This window comes from Kitasatospora sp. NPDC005748 (assembly GCF_040630735.1).
Taxonomy (GTDB): domain Bacteria; phylum Actinomycetota; class Actinomycetes; order Streptomycetales; family Streptomycetaceae; genus Kitasatospora.
The window spans coordinates 110,386-124,804 of sequence record NZ_JBEXYD010000002.1; the positions used below are offsets into that span (position 1 = coordinate 110,386).

General features: G+C 72.9%; 14 protein-coding genes. 7 read left to right on the forward strand and 7 right to left on the reverse strand.

The window, feature by feature from the left end:
- Window positions 1-156: 156 nt before the first annotated feature.
- The gene (gene upp / locus ABZ495_RS01920) at window positions 157-792 is read left to right on the forward strand and encodes a uracil phosphoribosyltransferase (protein WP_329488640.1); all 636 of its coding nucleotides are present in this window, start codon (window positions 157-159) and stop codon (window positions 790-792) included.
- A gap of 75 nt (window positions 793-867) precedes the next feature.
- Here the strand turns inward: upp and ABZ495_RS01925 are convergent, their stop codons facing one another.
- The gene (locus tag ABZ495_RS01925) at window positions 868-1,530 is read right to left on the reverse strand and encodes a LytR C-terminal domain-containing protein (protein WP_329488639.1); all 663 of its coding nucleotides are present in this window, start codon (window positions 1,528-1,530) and stop codon (window positions 868-870) included.
- A 249-nt stretch (window positions 1,531-1,779) separates the two neighbouring features.
- Window positions 1,780-2,076: a type II toxin-antitoxin system VapB family antitoxin gene (locus tag ABZ495_RS01930; protein ID WP_030061387.1), complete on the reverse strand. Its 297-nt coding sequence runs from the start codon at window positions 2,074-2,076 to the stop codon at window positions 1,780-1,782.
- 148 nt (window positions 2,077-2,224) lie between these two features.
- Between ABZ495_RS01930 and ABZ495_RS01935 the strand changes: the two genes are divergently transcribed.
- Window positions 2,225-3,877, forward strand: coding sequence for a helicase HerA-like domain-containing protein (locus tag ABZ495_RS01935; protein WP_359833957.1), 1,653 nt, complete (start codon window positions 2,225-2,227; stop codon window positions 3,875-3,877).
- A 79-nt stretch (window positions 3,878-3,956) separates the two neighbouring features.
- On the opposite strand, the gene ABZ495_RS01940 is transcribed toward ABZ495_RS01935, so the two are convergent.
- A complete protein-coding gene (locus ABZ495_RS01940) occupies window positions 3,957-5,123 on the reverse strand; it encodes a hypothetical protein (RefSeq protein ID WP_359804083.1) in 1,167 nt (388 codons plus the stop codon).
- 186 nt (window positions 5,124-5,309) lie between these two features.
- Complete coding sequence (locus tag ABZ495_RS01945) at window positions 5,310-5,969, reverse strand: rhomboid family intramembrane serine protease (protein ID WP_329488636.1); 660 nt, start codon at window positions 5,967-5,969, stop codon at window positions 5,310-5,312.
- 105 nt (window positions 5,970-6,074) lie between these two features.
- Here ABZ495_RS01945 and ABZ495_RS01950 point away from each other — a divergent pair, with 105 nt between their 5' ends.
- Together ABZ495_RS01950 and ABZ495_RS01955 are read left to right on the forward strand one after the other, a co-directional pair.
- On the forward strand, window positions 6,075-6,593 hold the full coding sequence (locus ABZ495_RS01950; protein ID WP_329488635.1) for a YbhB/YbcL family Raf kinase inhibitor-like protein: 519 nt from the start codon (window positions 6,075-6,077) through the stop codon (window positions 6,591-6,593).
- A 12-nt stretch (window positions 6,594-6,605) separates the two neighbouring features.
- A complete protein-coding gene (locus ABZ495_RS01955) occupies window positions 6,606-7,487 on the forward strand; it encodes a hypothetical protein (protein WP_329488634.1) in 882 nt (293 codons plus the stop codon).
- Window positions 7,488-7,497: 10 nt separating this feature from the next.
- Here the strand turns inward: ABZ495_RS01955 and ABZ495_RS01960 are convergent, their stop codons facing one another.
- On the reverse strand, window positions 7,498-8,535 hold the full coding sequence (locus ABZ495_RS01960; protein ID WP_359833960.1) for a YafY family protein: 1,038 nt from the start codon (window positions 8,533-8,535) through the stop codon (window positions 7,498-7,500).
- A 93-nt stretch (window positions 8,536-8,628) separates the two neighbouring features.
- Between ABZ495_RS01960 and ABZ495_RS01965 the strand changes: the two genes are divergently transcribed.
- Both ABZ495_RS01965 and ABZ495_RS01970 read left to right on the forward strand, forming a co-directional pair.
- On the forward strand, window positions 8,629-10,158 hold the full coding sequence (locus ABZ495_RS01965) for an MFS transporter (RefSeq protein WP_359833961.1): 1,530 nt from the start codon (window positions 8,629-8,631) through the stop codon (window positions 10,156-10,158).
- A 61-nt stretch (window positions 10,159-10,219) separates the two neighbouring features.
- A complete protein-coding gene (locus ABZ495_RS01970; protein WP_329488631.1) occupies window positions 10,220-10,432 on the forward strand; it encodes a KTSC domain-containing protein in 213 nt (70 codons plus the stop codon).
- A gap of 26 nt (window positions 10,433-10,458) precedes the next feature.
- Here ABZ495_RS01970 and ABZ495_RS01975 read toward each other — a convergent pair whose 3' ends face one another.
- Both ABZ495_RS01975 and ABZ495_RS01980 read right to left on the reverse strand, forming a co-directional pair.
- Entirely contained in the window at window positions 10,459-10,737 is a 279-nt protein-coding gene (locus ABZ495_RS01975) for a DUF2087 domain-containing protein (protein WP_359804088.1), read from the reverse strand.
- 123 nt (window positions 10,738-10,860) lie between these two features.
- On the reverse strand, window positions 10,861-11,454 hold the full coding sequence (locus tag ABZ495_RS01980; protein WP_329488629.1) for an HhH-GPD-type base excision DNA repair protein: 594 nt from the start codon (window positions 11,452-11,454) through the stop codon (window positions 10,861-10,863).
- A 457-nt stretch (window positions 11,455-11,911) separates the two neighbouring features.
- Here ABZ495_RS01980 and ABZ495_RS01985 point away from each other — a divergent pair, with 457 nt between their 5' ends.
- A complete protein-coding gene (locus ABZ495_RS01985) occupies window positions 11,912-14,416 on the forward strand; it encodes a terpene synthase family protein (protein WP_359833963.1) in 2,505 nt (834 codons plus the stop codon).
- Window positions 14,417-14,419 lie beyond the last annotated feature (3 nt).

The window sequence follows — 14,419 nt, forward strand, 5'->3', positions numbered from 1 at the left end:
TTGATACCACAGGAGGACGTTCCGCCCCGACATTCGCGGTGCGTCACGGCGCGTCATCGCTGGGTGACCGCGGTCGGCTCCGCGCCGGGACGCGGCGCCGGCCCGGTGGGCCACCGGGTGGCGTACGGGCGTCCGGGGCCGGGCTAACCTCGACGTATGCGGATCCACGTCGTCGACCACCCCCTGGTCGCCCACAAGCTCTCCACCCTGCGCGACGAGCGCACCGACTCGCCGACCTTCCGTCGCCTGACCGACGAGCTGGTGACCCTCCTCGCGTACGAGGCGACGAGGGACGTCCGCACCGAGGAGGTGGAGATCACCACCCCCGTGGCGGTCACCACCGGAACCCGGCTGAGCTACCCCCGGCCGCTGGTCGTCCCGATCCTGCGGGCCGGCCTGGGCATGCTGGACGGGATGACCCGGCTGCTGCCGACCGCCGAGGTGGGCTTCCTCGGCATGGTGCGCAACGAGGAGACCCTGGAGGCCTCCACCTACGCCACCCGGATGCCGGACGACCTCTCCGGCCGCCAGGTCTACGTGCTCGACCCGATGCTGGCCACCGGCGGCACGCTGGTCGCCGCGATCAGGATGCTGATCGAGCGGGGCGCCACCGACGTCACCGCCGTGGTGCTGCTGGCCGCGCCCGAGGGCGTCGCGGTGATGGAGAAGGAACTGGCCGGGCTGCCCGTCACCGTGGTGACCGCCGCCGTCGACGAGCGGCTGAACGAGAACGGCTACATCGTCCCGGGCCTCGGCGACGCGGGCGACCGCCTGTACGGCACCGCGGGCTGAGCCCGCGCGCGCCACGAATGGACGAACGGAGCCCCCCGGCGGTGCCGGGGGGCTCCGTTGTGCCCGGGGGCCGGCTCAGCAGCTGCCGGTGGTGCTCGGGGTCGGGGTGGGTTTGGTCGCCAGGGCCAGCGCGGCGGCGGCCTGGGTCTCGTCCAGCAGGGCGTTGTAGCTGTCGCCGATCACGAAGTCGACGGTGGTGTCGGTCCGGGCGTCCGCCGTGGTGAGGGCCCCGGCGATCTGGGAGCCGAGCAGGGTGGACGCCCCGGCGCCGGCCGGGCCGGCGACCACCTGGGCGGTGCCGGGCACCTTCTTGTCCAGCTCGGCGGGCGCGTTGCCGACCTTGCCGATGGTGAAGCCGCGCTTCTTCAGCTCCTCGGCGGTCCGCGCGGCCAGCCCGGACTTGGCGGTGGCGTTGTAGACGTTCACCGTGATCGAGGCCGGCTGCGGGATGGCGTTCGGATCGGTGGGGGCGCCGGAGGGCGGGGCCGAGCCGTCCGGGGTGGGGGCGGCCAGCGGTTTGCCCGAGGGCGACGCGCAGGCCTGGGCGGAGGCGTTCTTGCCCTTGCCGGTGAAGATGTCCCAGAGCTGCACGCCGCCGAGGCCGATCAGGGCCAGGGCGAGCAGTGAGCCGATCAGGGCGAGGACCTTGCGGCTCTTCTTCGGCGGCCGGCCCAGCCGTGGATAGCTGTTGCCGGTGACGCGGTACTGCTTCCCCTTCAGGCCTTGGGGAGTCAACATGCTCACGGTTTGTCTCCCCCTCGTGCCAGGGCGGGGATCGGGTGACGGAAACGGCCTGGGTGGGCGGCGTACGCCACGGACTGCGGCCGTAGTCAGCAGATTAGTGCCGGACGGCTGCGAAGGTACTAAATGATCATCATCTGGAGTACGCCGGCACCCGAACGGGGGTACCGGTGCATGCGCGGACCGCCCTCCGGAGGTGGCCGGAGGGCGGTGTCCACACGGGTCGCGGGGTGCGGGACGGGCCCGTCACTCCATTTCGAGGACGCGGGCGTGCAGCACCTGGCGCTGCTGGAGCGCGGCGCGTACGGCGCGGTGCAGCCCGTCCTCCAGGTAGAGGTCGCCGTGCCACTTCACGACGTGGGCGAAGAGATCGCCGTAGAAGGTGGAGTCCTCCGCGAGGAGGGTCTCCAGGTCGAGTTGGCCCTTGGTGGTCACCAGCTGGTCCAGCCGCACCGGACGCGGGGCGACGTCCGCCCACTGGCGGGTGCTGGTCCGGCCGTGATCCGGGTACGGCCGCCCATTGCCGATGCGCTTGAAGATCACACGGAAAGCCTACCGTTTGGGCGGCGGATGGCGCAGCAGCCGCGACCGCGCCACGCGCACCGGCACGAGCTGCGGGCGGACGATTGCGGCTGTTTCATGGGAAATGTCGTGAACGTCGCCCCTCAGTCGTGCCCTGGAGTGTGCACCGATGTCCACCGCCGAGCCGCCGTCCGCCCCCTCCGGCACCGAGGTCGTCCCGGAAGTCGTCCCGCCCGCGGTGCGGGAGATCGCCGAGGGGTACGCCTTCGCCGGGCCCGCCCTCGACCTCGGGGCGGTGCTGCTGAACGGCACCGCCTACCGGGACGCCCAGGTGCGCATCCCGCTCGGGGTGCTCAACCGGCACGGACTGGTCGCGGGCGCCACCGGCACCGGCAAGACCAAGACCCTCCAGCTGATCGCCGAACAGCTCTCCGCCCAGGGGGTGCCGGTGTTCCTGGCCGACATCAAGGGCGACGTCTCCGGGATCTCCGCGCCCGGCGCACCGGGCGAGCGGACCGCCGCCCGGGCCGCCGAGGTCGGCCAGGACTGGTCGGCGCAGGGCTGCCCGACCGAGTTCTACGCCCTGGGCGGCCTGGGCACGGGCATCCCGATCCGAGCCACCGTCACCAGCTTCGGCCCGCTGCTGCTGGCCAAGGTGCTCGACCTGAACGAGACCCAGGAGTCCTCGCTCGGGCTGGTCTTCCACTACGCCGACCGCAACGGACTGGAGCTGTACGACCTCAAGGACCTCACCGCCGTCATCACCTTCCTCACCTCGCCCGAGGGCAAGGAGGAGCTGAAGGGCATCGGCGGGCTGTCGGCCGCCACCGCGGGAGTGATCCTGCGCTCGCTCACCATGCTGGAGAACGAAGGCGCCGGGGCGTTCTTCGGAGAGCCGGAGTTCGACACCGCCGAGCTGCTGCGCACCGCCCCGGACGGGCGGGGCCTCGTCTCGGCGCTGGAACTGCCCGCGGTGCAGGACCGGCCGCGGCTCTTCTCCACCTTCCTGATGTGGCTGCTGGCCGACCTCTACCAGGAGCTGCCCGAGGTGGGGGACCTCGACAAGCCCAAGCTGGTGTTCTTCTTCGACGAGGCGCACCTGCTCTTCAGCGGCGCCTCCAAGGCGTTCCGGGAGGCGATCACCCAGACCGTCCGGCTGATCCGCTCCAAGGGCGTCGGGATCTTCTTCGTCACCCAGACGCCGAAGGACGTCCCGGCCGAGGTGCTCGCCCAGCTGGGCAACCGGGTGCAGCACGCGCTGCGCGCCTTCACCCCGGACGACGCCAAGGCGCTCAAGGCGACGGTCTCGACCTTCCCCCGGTCCTCGTACGACCTGAGCGAGGTGCTGACCTCGCTCGGCACCGGCGAGGCGGTGGTCACGGTGCTCTCCGAGCGGGGCGCGCCGACGCCGGTGGCGGCGACCAGGCTGCGGGCGCCGCGGTCGCTGATGGGTCCGGTCGAACCGGCCGCGCTGCGGGCGGCGGTGGACGCGTCGCCGCTGGCGGCCCGCTACCGGGACGCGATCGACCGGGAGTCGGCCTACGAGAAGCTGGCCGCCCGGGCGGCGCGGCCGGAGCCGGCACCGGTGCCCGAGCCGGTCCCGGAGTCGGTGCCGGCCGGGGAGCCCGCCGCGCCGCGGCCGGCGCCCGAACCGCGTCGGAGGTCCGAGGCGGGGTCGGGGGAAGGGGCCGGGGACGGTGGTGGGCTGCTCGGGTCGCTGCTGAGCAACCCGACGCTCAAGTCCTTCGCCCGCTCGGCCGGGACGCAGCTCGGGCGGGAGATCTCGCGCAGCCTGTTCGGGACGTCCCGGCGGCGGCGGTGAGCCGGGCCGTGGTGCCGGGAGTGTGGTCGGTCGGTCGGCCCGGCCCGGCCCGGCTCAGCTGGGCTCGGCCCGGCTCCGCTCAGCCGGTGAGCGCGGTGCCGATCCGGTCCAGCGAGGAGAGCCGCATCAGGCCGTAGTGGTAGAACTCGACCTCCGGCACGCCGAGCTCACGGAGTGTGGCGATCTTGGCGGCGAGGTTGGCCGGGCCGTCGCAGTCCGAGGCCATCGGGCGCAGGATCACCGCCATGTCGCGCGGGCGGACGCCGTGCAGGGCGAACGCGGCGACCTTCTCCCGGACGGCCTCCGGGGTCCGCGCGTAGCCGAGCGTCTCGATCTGGTCGGCGACCCCGGCGAGCGCGGGCAGGTCGATGCCGGCGAGCCAGCCCCGGCCCGGGCCGCCGCCGTCCATGAAGCTCAGCCGCATGCCGTGCCGTCGCGCCTCCTCGGCCACCTCGGCGGCGAGTGAGGTCACGGTCGCGGCGGAGGCGTCGACGTAGGCCGCCAGGGCGCCGTCGGCCAGCTCGTCGAGGGCGGCGGGCTCGGCGGCGGCCGTGTCGTCGGCCAGCCGGCGGCGCAGCTCGGCGCGGACGGTCGCCGCCACCTCGTCGGCCGGGACGCCCGCCCGGACGGCGGCGGCGCGGCAGTGGTCGCAGAAGCAGATCCCGAGCAGCGCCTCGGCGACCGGGCCCAGCTCCTCGAAGTAGCGCTCGTGGTGGTAGCCGTGGCGCAGCCCGTGGAAGTGCAGCGACTCGGCGCGGATCGCGTCCACGCCGTACCGGGCCAGCTCGGCGACCAGCGTCACCGCGTACTCGCGGACCTCCGGAGCGGCCGGGCAGAGTTCGGTGAGGTGGCGGTCGCCGAAGGCGTTGGCGGGGGCGCAGTCGGGATGTTCGAAGCCGAGCCGGTCGTTGTGGCAGAACACCGTCCAGGCGTGCAGCTTCATCCCGCGGCGCCGCGCCTCGGCGGCGGCCTCGGCGAAGGGGTCGCGGTCGCCGATCGCGGTGGAGGGGGTGGGCCGCAGCCGCCGCCCGGCCCAGCGCGCCGGGTCGGGGCGGAAGTAGGCGGCGCCCGGCTCCAGGTAGCGGATCACCCGGCGCGGGTTGTGCGGGAAGACGTCCCGGGCCTCGTGGTAGACCGAGGCGAGGGTGACGCCGCCGACCCCGGCCCGGTCGGCGAGGTTGCCGAAGAAGGTGTCGGTGCCCTCGTCCAGCAGGTCGGTGGCGAAGGCGAGGACGGACGACTCCACGGTGCGGCTCCGGAGCAGGGGGGCAGGGGGGAGAGGGCAGAGGGCAGAGGGCAGAGGGCAGAGGGCAGAGGGCAGGGCTCTCCCACGCTAGTCGCAGGTCCGGGATTGGTCTATACCTGGCCGGCGGCGCGCTCGCGGGGCCCCTCGCCGTGCTCCTGGCGTGCTCCTGGCGTGCTCCTCCGGCGCTCAGAGGCCGAGGTCGTCCAGCTCCTTGTGCAGGGCGGACCGGGGGCCGGCGGCGGGCTCGGACGCCGGGGCGGCGGCCGTCTTCGGTCCGCGGTTGCGGAGCAGCCAGGCGGCGGTGAGCCCGCCGATCAGACCGCCGAGGTGGCCCAGCCAGCTGACCCCCTGGGTCACCGGCAGGACGCCGATCAGGAGGTAGGAGTACACCGCCGCGACGACGACGGCGATCACCGCGTCCAGCAGGTTGCGGTCGAGCACGCCGCGCAGCACCAGGTAGCCGAAGTAGCCGTAGACCAGGCCGCTGGCCCCGGCGGTGACCGTCTCGGGGCGCTCGCACAGCCAGACGGTGAGGCCGCCGACCACGACGATCATCAGGGTCGCCCAGAGGAACCGCTTCATGCCCCGGTAGGCGGAGAGGAAGCCGAAGGCGAACAGCGGCCAGGAGTTGGCCTCGATGTGCTCCCAACTGAAGTGCAGCAGCGGCATGGCGAACACGTCCGGCAGCTCGTCGAGCCGGCGCGGCATCAGGCCGTGTTCGTAGGTGAGGCCGTAGTCGTCCATCCAGTTCACCAACTGCACCAGCCAGATGACGGCGAGCAGGCCGACCATGGTGAGGAGGGCTCGTCGGGAGTCGGCCAGCAGTCGGGCGGGTGTGGAAGCCATGACCCGACTGTAGAGGGGCCCCGTGAACGGTGGCACCCCACTACAGTGAATCGCGTCATTCAGCCTGGTCCGGGCTGTCCTGGCTTGTCGAGAGGTGACCGTTTCATGAGCGTTCGTCCGCCGCTGCCCTACGAGTTCCTGCCGCAGGTGCCGTCCTTCGAGCTGACCAGTGATGACCTCGCCGAAGGCGGCAAGCTGGCCGAGGAGTTCGTCCACGCGGGCGGCAACCTGTCGCCGCAGCTGGCCTGGTCGGGCCTGCCGGAGGGCACCCGGTCCGTCGCCGTCACCTGCTACGACCCGGACGCCCCGACCGGCTCCGGCTGGTGGCACTGGCTCGCCCTCAACCTGCCCGGTGACACCGCCGGCCTGGCGCGCGGCGCCGGTTCGTCCGACGCGGACCTGCCCGGGGCGGCCTCGTTCCACGGCCGCAACGACTTCCCCGGCAACAAGTACGACGGCGCGGCCCCGCCGCCCGGCGCCCCGCACCGGTACGCCTTCGCCGTGCACGCGCTGGACGTGGACGCGCTGGACGTCACCCCGGAGACGCCGGCGGCCCAGATCGGCTTCCACATCACCTTCCACACGCTGGCCCGTGCGGTGATCACCGCCGAGTACGGGGTCTGAGACCCTCGTCGGATGAACGAACCGGTGGAGGTCTGGCGGCTGCCCGAGCACGATGCCGGGGCGGGCCGCCGGGCCTCCGGCTGGACGGTCGGACCGGACGGCGAACTGGTCGTGCTGCTGGTGCCCGGGGAGAAGCCGTCCGGCGCCTCCGGCCGGACGTGCCCCGACCCGCCCCCGGACGCCGAGTTGGTGACGGTGACACCGGAGGGGGAGCGGCGGACGGCGCTGCGCGGGCTCGCCGTCGACCCGGACCACCTGGCGCTGCTGCCCGGTGGCCGGCTGCTGGTGGCGAGCTACCGGGCCGACGAGGAGCCGGGCGGATGGGCGCCCAACGCGGTCGTGTTCGGGCCCGACGGCGAGCCCTCCCATGAGCTGGTGCTCGGCGACGACATCCGGACGCTGGTCGCCGACCGGGACGGCCGGATCTGGATGGCCTTCGGGGACGAGGGCATCTACGGGGACCACCCGATGGCCCACCCCGGTCTGGTCGGGGCGGACCCGGCCGGGCGGATGGTCTGGCGACCGGGGCGGGACGAACTGCCCGGCTACCCGCTGGAGGGCCTGGCCGGGGCGACCGAGGGCCGCGCCGTCTGGCTGGCCTGGTACCCGGGCAGTACGGCGAGCTACCTGACCCGGATCGACCCGGCCGGGGGGTCCGTGAGTCGGCGGTCCCCGGTCCGGCTGCCGCTCGGCTTCGCCGTCGGTGGCCGGCAGGGGATCTTCCTGACGCACGCGGGTGAGCTGGTCCGGTGCCTGCTGGTCGGCAAGGAGTGGAAGGAGACCGGGCGGCGCCGGCTCCGGCTGCCCGGAGAGCTGGACCGGGAGCGGGCCTACGGGCGGGACGGCGTGCTCCGGTTCCGCTCGGGGGACGCCTGGTACCGGGTGGCGGCGTAGCGCGGGCGGCTCAGGGGCGGACCGGACCCCCGCTGTCGGCGGCGGGGTGGACCGGACCCCCACTGTCGGCGGCGTGTACCGGACCCCCGCTGTCCGCGGCCCGGGCGGCGCGGGCGGCGAGGGCGCGCAGGTGGGCGTTCATCTCCGGGGGCTCGTGGACCTCGAACTCGCAGCCCAGCATGAGGAGCCGCATCGCCAGGTACCCCAGCGAGTCGGACCGCGAGCGGAGCCGGCAGCTCCGGTCGTCGACCGGCTCGACCGTGGTGTCGGCGGCGCGGCTGATCCAGCTCTCCACCTCGGAGGCGGGCATGTGCAGCGTCGCCACCAGGGTGTGGGTGGCCGCCGGCCGGCGGAGCTTGCTCGCCACGTACGCGGCCGCGTCCTCGGCGGGGAGTTCGCGCGGGGTGAAGCGGGCGCCGGTCGGGAAGGGCTCGCTGATCCGGTCCACCCGGAAGAGCCGCCAGTCGTCGCGGTCGAGGTCGTAGCCGACCAGGTACCAGCGCCGACCGGTCGAGACCAGGCGGTTGGGCTCGACCTGGCGCCGGGTCTCGGCGCCGTCACCCGCCCGGTAGTGGAAGCGCAGCCGCTCCCGGTTGGTGACGGCGCCCGCGAGCACGGTGAGGTCCTCGGGGTCGACGGTCGGTCCGTCGCCGGTGAGCAGCGGCACGGTGGCCGTGTTCAGCGCGCCGACCCGGTGGCGCAGGCGCCCCGGCAGCACCTGGAGCAGTTTGCCGAGCGCCCGGACGGACGCCTCCTCGATGCCGACCACGGCGTGCCCGGCGGCCGCCCGCAGGCCCACCGCGATGGCCACCGCCTCCTCGTCGTCCAGCAGCAGCGGCGGCATCGCCGTCCCGGCCACCAGCCGGTAGCCGCCGATCGCGCCCATCGTCGCCTCGACCGGGTACCCCAGGGCGCGCAGCCGGTCGATGTCGCGGCGGATCGTCCGGGAGCTGACCTGGAGGCGTTCGGCCAGTTCGCTGCCCGGCCACTCGCGCGGGGTCTGGAGGAGGGAGAGCAGGTTCAGCAGCCGCGCCGGAGTGTCCGTCATGGCACCCAGGATGCCGGACAACGAGGACAAGAGCTGACCTACATCCCCTCTACTGTCGCAGACGTGCCGAAGAGCGAGGTAGAGGAGAAGACGATGACAGCGGATTCCGGGGAGGGCTCCGGAGCGGGCTCCGGTGTGGTGTCCGACCGGCGGAGGTGGATCGCGCTGGCGATCGTGATGACGGCCTCGTTCATGGACCTGGTGGACGTCACCATCGTGAACATCGCCATCCCCAGCATCCAGGAGGACACCGGCGCCTCGTTCAGTGCCGTCCAGTGGGTGACCGGCGGCTACGCCCTGGCCTTCGCGATCGGGCTGATCACCGGCGGTCGGCTGGGCGACATCTACGGCCGGAAGCGACTGTTCCTGATCGGAATCGGCGGCTTCACCGTCGCCTCGGCGCTCTGCGGTCTGGCGACCGGCGCCGAGATGCTGGTCGCGACCCGGATCCTCCAGGGCGGGACGGCGGCGCTGATGGTGCCGCAGGTGCTGTCGATCATCCACGCCTCCTTCCCGGCGGAGGAGCGCGGCAAGGTGTTCGGCCTGTTCGGCGCGGTGGTCGGTCTGGGCGCCGTCTCCGGGCCGCTGATCGGCGCGCTGCTGACGGAGTGGGACCTCTTCGGGCTGGCCTGGCGGCCGATCTTCCTGATCAACCTGCCGGTCGGCATCGCCGGGCTGCTGCTGGGCCGGGCGTTCATCGGCGAGTCGCGGGCGGAGAAGGCGCTCAAGCTGGACCTCGTGGGCGTGCTGCTGGCCAGCGTCGGCCTGCTGATGCTGCTCTACCCGCTCACCCACGGCCGGGAGGCCGGCTGGCCGCTCTGGGGCCACCTCTCGATGGCCGGCAGCCTGCCGGTGTTCGCCCTGTTCGTCGCGTACGAGAAGGTGAAGACGCGGCGGGACGGTTCGCCGCTGGTCGAGCTGTCGCTGTTCCGGGTGAAGAGCTTCGCGGCCGGCATCGGCGTCCAGCTGACCTTCGGCGTGGTCACCGGGATCTTCTTCCTGGTCTGGACGCTCTACATGCAGATCGGGCTGGGCTGGAGCCCGCTCAAGGCCGGGACTACGGGTATCCCCTTCTCGATCGCGGTCTCGGTGGCGGCCGGACTCTCGGTCCAGCAGCTGGTGCCGCGCTTCGGACGCAAGGTGCTCCAGGCCGGCGCGCTGGTGATGGCGGTCGGCGCGCTGACCTACATCTGGGAGGCCGACCGGTACGGCACGGCGATCACGTCCTGGCAGATGGCGCTGCCGCTGGTGGTGATGGGCCTGGGGATGGGCCTGATCGTGGCGCCGATCACCGACGCGGTGCTGGCCGAGGTGCCGCGTGAGCACGCCGGTTCGGCGTCGGGCCTGATCAACACGGTGAACCAGCTCGGGACGGCGCTGGGGCTGGGGCTGGTGTCGGTGGCGTTCTTCGGGGCGATGGACGACGTGGTCGCCCCCGAGGCGGTCGGGACGGCGTTCGGCGGGGCCTTCGTCCACGCGATGTGGTGGGTCGTCGCGGTGCTGGCGGCGGTGTTCCTGCTGATGTTCGCGCTGCCGAGGCGGAAGGCGGCGGTCGCCGCCGGTACCTCCTCCGCGTCCTCTGCCGACGAGCCCGAGCGGGAGCAGGAGCCCGTGCTCGTCTGACGGTGGGTGGAGGGCCCCGGCCGCGATGCGCGGCCGGGGCCCTCGCGCGCACACTGGGAGCATGGAGCGGCTGGCGGTGGACTCCTCGGCGCTGCGCTCGGTCGGGTACGACGCGGCGCGGCGGGTACTGGAGCTGGAGTTCACCGGCGGGAGCGTCTACCGGTACGACGCGGTCCCCGGGCGGGTGCACCGGGAGCTGATGGCGGCGGAGAGCCACGGACGGTACTTCGCCCGGAGGATCCGCGGGCGGTACGCGTACCGGCGGGTGCGCTGAGGCCCTCGCCTCCCCGGGGGCGGGGTTCAGGCGGCGCGGCGGTAGCTGCTGCCGTCCTGGGGACGCGCCAGGTGGCCGGCCTCGACCAGGAAGCGGCGCAGGGCCGGGTAGTCGTCGTGCACCGCCCGCAGCGTCTCGTTGACCTCGCGCTCGCTGTAGGAGCGGCCCGGTTCGAAGAGGGTGCCGGCGAGGTGGGCGAGCAGCTGCTCGCGGCGGGCCGCCTTGCGGGGGATCGTGGTCAGCCGGCCGTCGCCGGAGAAGAGGGAACGCACGCCGGGGCTGTCCTGGCTGTCGGTGTCGGTCATCCGTCGAGCCTCACCCGGCGGCGCTGGGCGGGCAACCGGTTTTCGGGGCGGGCGCCGGGGCGGGCGCCACGCGCCGCTGCCCGGCACTCCTCGGGAGTGCCGGGCAGCCGGAGTGATTGGTCATCAGACCTTGGCGGTCTTGGCCTCCTTGGCGGCGCGCTTCACCTCCTGCTTGTGGGCGCGCACCTTTTCCAGCGACTCCGGGCCGGTGATGTCCGCGACCGACCGGTAGGCCCCCTCCTCGCCGTACAGGCCCGCCGCCTCGCGCCAGCCCTCGGGCCGCACGCCGTACTGCTTGCCGAGCAGCGCGAGGAAGATCTGCGACTTCTGCTTCCCGAAGCCGGGCAGGGCGTTGAGGCGGCTGAGCAGCTCCCGGCCGGTCGCGACATCGCGCCAGAGCGCCGCCGCGTCGCCGTCGTACTGCGCCACCACGAACTGGCAGAGCTGCTGCACCCGCTTGGCCATCGCGGCCGGGTAGCGGTGCACGGCCGGCTTCTCGGAGAGCAGGGCGACGAACGCCTCGGGGTTGTGGACGGCGATCTCGTGCGCGTCCAGGTCGTCCCGGCCCAGACGCTGCGCGATGGTGAGCGGGCCGGTGAACGCCCACTCCATGGGCACCTGCTGGTCGAGAAGCATCCCGACGAGCGCGGCGAGCGCGCTGCGCCCGAGCAGGTCGTCGGCCTCGGGCTGCTGCGCGAGCCGGACGGTGACGTTCATGGGCAGGCCCTCCTCGGATCGTGGAGACTCGGATCGTCGCCCAGTCTGGTGGACGGGGGATGAGGGGAGCGGGTCAACACGCCCGTCGGAACGGATTGCTTGAGTTGGCCGCCCTTGGCCCGCCTGGGTAGTTCGTTGGCGTATCGTCGAGCGGTCGGAATGGCCCGGGTAATCCGTCCGGATCGGTGACCCGCCGCCAACATCCTTTTCCGCAGGACGGATCGCCCCCGAGGGTGGAAGCCGGGTTGTTCCGTCCGCACAGGTGAACGAGAAGCGGGCGTTCTATCGGGCGGGTGTTCGGGGGAAGTGGGTTATCTCATACGACTGTTGCGGTTGTCCGGTGGAGATCGTCGGCGAGGGGTAATGCTGAGCCGACCGGGTCGTGGGGCAGCGGACCGACCGGCTCCGCTCCGCCGGGCCGGTCGGCCTCCTCGACGCGTCCAGAAAGGCTCGCCCGGTGACTCAGCCGTTCGAACTGCCCTCCTTCTACGTGCCGCACCCGGCGCGCCTGAACCCCCATCTCGAAGGCGCCCGGGCCCACTCCACCGCGTGGGCCCGGGAGATGGGGATGCTGGAGGGGTCGGGCATCTGGGACCAGGCCGATCTGGAGGCGCACGACTACGGCCTGCTCTGCGCGTACACCCACCCGGACGCCTCCGCCGAGGCGTTGTCGCTGGTCACCGACTGGTACGTGTGGGTCTTCTTCTTCGACGACCACTTCCTGGAGACCTTCAAGCGCAGCAACGACCGCGCGGGCGGCAAGGCCTATCTGGACCGGCTGCCGCTGTTCATGCCGGCCGACCCGGCGACCCCGGTGCCCGAGCCCACCAACCCGGTCGAGGCGGGCCTGGCCGATCTGTGGCGGCGCACGGTGCCCTCGATGGGGGAGGACTGGCGGATCCGGTTCGCCGAGAGCACCCGGAACCTGCTCAACGAGTCGCTCTGGGAACTCGCCAACATCAACGCCGGTCGGATCGCCAACCCGGTCGAGTACATCGAGATGCGCCGCAAGGTCGGCGGCGCGCCCTGGTCGGCCGGTCTGATCGAGTACGCCGCCAACGCCGAAGTGCCGAAGGAGGTTTCGGGTTCGCGACCGCTTCGGGTGCTGATGGACGCCTTCTCGGACGGCGTCCACCTGCGCAACGACATCTTCTCCTACCAGCGGGAGGTCGAGGACGAGGGCGAGCTGAGCAACGGCATCCTCGTGCTGGAGACCTTCCTGGGCTGCACGACGCAGGAGGCCGCGGACGCCGTCAACGACCTGCTCACCTCGCGGCTCCAGCAGTTCGAGAACACCGTGTTCACCGAGCTGCCCTGGCTGTTCACCGAGACCGGGCTGGACCCGGCGGGCGTCGCGCGGGTGATGGCGTACGTCAAGGGCCTGCAGGACTGGCAGTCGGGCGGCCACGAGTGGCACATGCGGTCCAGCCGGTACATGAACGGCGGCGGCGCGGCCGCCGCGCCGGCCCGTTGGTGGGACCAGTACGCGATCGGCGGGATCGGGACGTCGGCGCTGGACGTGCTGCGGGCCGGGTCGGGGCGCGGACTTCCCGGCGGCTCGGGTGAGTTGGGCTCGCTGAGTGGGGTGAACACGCTGAACGGGACGCCCGGCTCGCCCGGTGGCGTCGACCCGGCGGTGCGGCGGGCGCGCTCGCACGGCCATGTGCCGTTCCAGCGGGTCGGGGCCTCCAGGCTGCCGGAGTTCAGGCTCCCGTACACCGTCGAACTCAGCCCGCACCTGGACGCCTCCCGGCTCAACACCGTGGCGTGGGCCGCCCGGATGGGCATGCTGGAGGCGCAGCCGGGCGTACCGGGCTCGGGCATCTGGACGGCCGAGAAGCTCGCCGACTACGACTTCCCGCTCTGCTCGGCCGGCATCCACCCGGACGCCACCCCCGAGCAACTCGACCTCACCTCGGCGTGGTTGACGTGGGGGACCTACGGCGACGACTACTACCCGGTGGTCTACGGGCGGACCCGCGACCTGGTCGGCGCCAAGCTGCTCACCGAGCGCTTCTCGACGTTCATGCCCGTCGACGACAGCCCGGCGCCGGTGCCGGTCAACGCCCTGGAGCGGGGCCTGGCCGACCTCTGGGAGCGGACCAGCGCCCCGATGACGCCGGACGCCCGGCGGAAGTTCCGCGCCGCGATCGAGGACATGACCCTGAGCTGGGTCTGGGAGCTCAACAACCAGGCGCAGCACCGGATCCCCGACCCGGTGGACTACATCGAGATGCGCCGGAAGACCTTCGGCTCCGACCTCACCATGAGCCTGTGCCGGCTGGCGCACGGCCAGGCCGTCCCGCCGGAGATCTACGAGAGCGGGCCGATGCGCTCGCTGGAGAGCGCGGCCGCCGACTACGCGTGCATGATGAACGACCTCTTCTCGTACCAGAAGGAGGTCGAGTACGAGGGCGAGGTGCACAACGCCGTCCTGGTGGTGCAGAACTTCTTCAACTGCGACTACCCCTCGGCCGTCGGCATCGTCGACGACCTGATGCACTCGCGGTTGCGGCAGTTCGCGCACGTGGCGCAGAACGAGTTCCCGGTGCTGTACGACGACTTCGGGCTGGAGCCGGAGGCCCGGGAGCTGCTGGACGGGTACGTCAAGGAGCTGGAGAACTGGCTCGCGGGCATCCACGTCTGGCACCGGGACTGCCACCGGTACGGCGAGGCGGACCTTCGGCGGCACTTCGGGCGCGGGTCGGGGGCGGACGGCAGGGCGGCCGAGCTCCCGGCCGGGCCGGCGGCCGATGAGGTGCCGAAGGCGGACGGGGTGCCGGCGGCGGAGGTGCCGGCCGACGGCGTGGGTGCCCCGGCCACGGCCGTGCCGGAGGGCGTCCCGGTCGGTGCCGGGGGCGCGCTCCCGTTCGGCGCGCCCGGACTGGGGACGGCGGCGTCGCGGTTCGCCTTCGCGGCGGCCCTTCCGGTGACCCTCCCGGCGGGTGCGGCCGACGTGTAGCGG

Coding starts and splice junctions, on each gene's coding strand:
- ABZ495_RS01965 (WP_359833961.1), top strand. CDS start 8,629: ATGACAGCGGATTCCGGGGAGGGCTCCGGAGCGGGCTCCGGTGTGGTG.
- ABZ495_RS01935 (WP_359833957.1), top strand. CDS start 2,225: ATGTCCACCGCCGAGCCGCCGTCCGCCCCCTCCGGCACCGAGGTCGTC.
- ABZ495_RS01955 (WP_329488634.1), top strand. CDS start 6,606: ATGAACGAACCGGTGGAGGTCTGGCGGCTGCCCGAGCACGATGCCGGG.
- ABZ495_RS01960 (WP_359833960.1), bottom strand. CDS start 8,535: ATGACGGACACTCCGGCGCGGCTGCTGAACCTGCTCTCCCTCCTCCAG.
- ABZ495_RS01945 (WP_329488636.1), bottom strand. CDS start 5,969: ATGGCTTCCACACCCGCCCGACTGCTGGCCGACTCCCGACGAGCCCTC.
- ABZ495_RS01980 (WP_329488629.1), bottom strand. CDS start 11,454: ATGAACGTCACCGTCCGGCTCGCGCAGCAGCCCGAGGCCGACGACCTG.
- ABZ495_RS01925 (WP_329488639.1), bottom strand. CDS start 1,530: ATGTTGACTCCCCAAGGCCTGAAGGGGAAGCAGTACCGCGTCACCGGC.
- ABZ495_RS01970 (WP_329488631.1), top strand. CDS start 10,220: ATGGAGCGGCTGGCGGTGGACTCCTCGGCGCTGCGCTCGGTCGGGTAC.
- upp (WP_329488640.1), top strand. CDS start 157: ATGCGGATCCACGTCGTCGACCACCCCCTGGTCGCCCACAAGCTCTCC.
- ABZ495_RS01950 (WP_329488635.1), top strand. CDS start 6,075: ATGAGCGTTCGTCCGCCGCTGCCCTACGAGTTCCTGCCGCAGGTGCCG.
- ABZ495_RS01975 (WP_359804088.1), bottom strand. CDS start 10,737: ATGACCGACACCGACAGCCAGGACAGCCCCGGCGTGCGTTCCCTCTTC.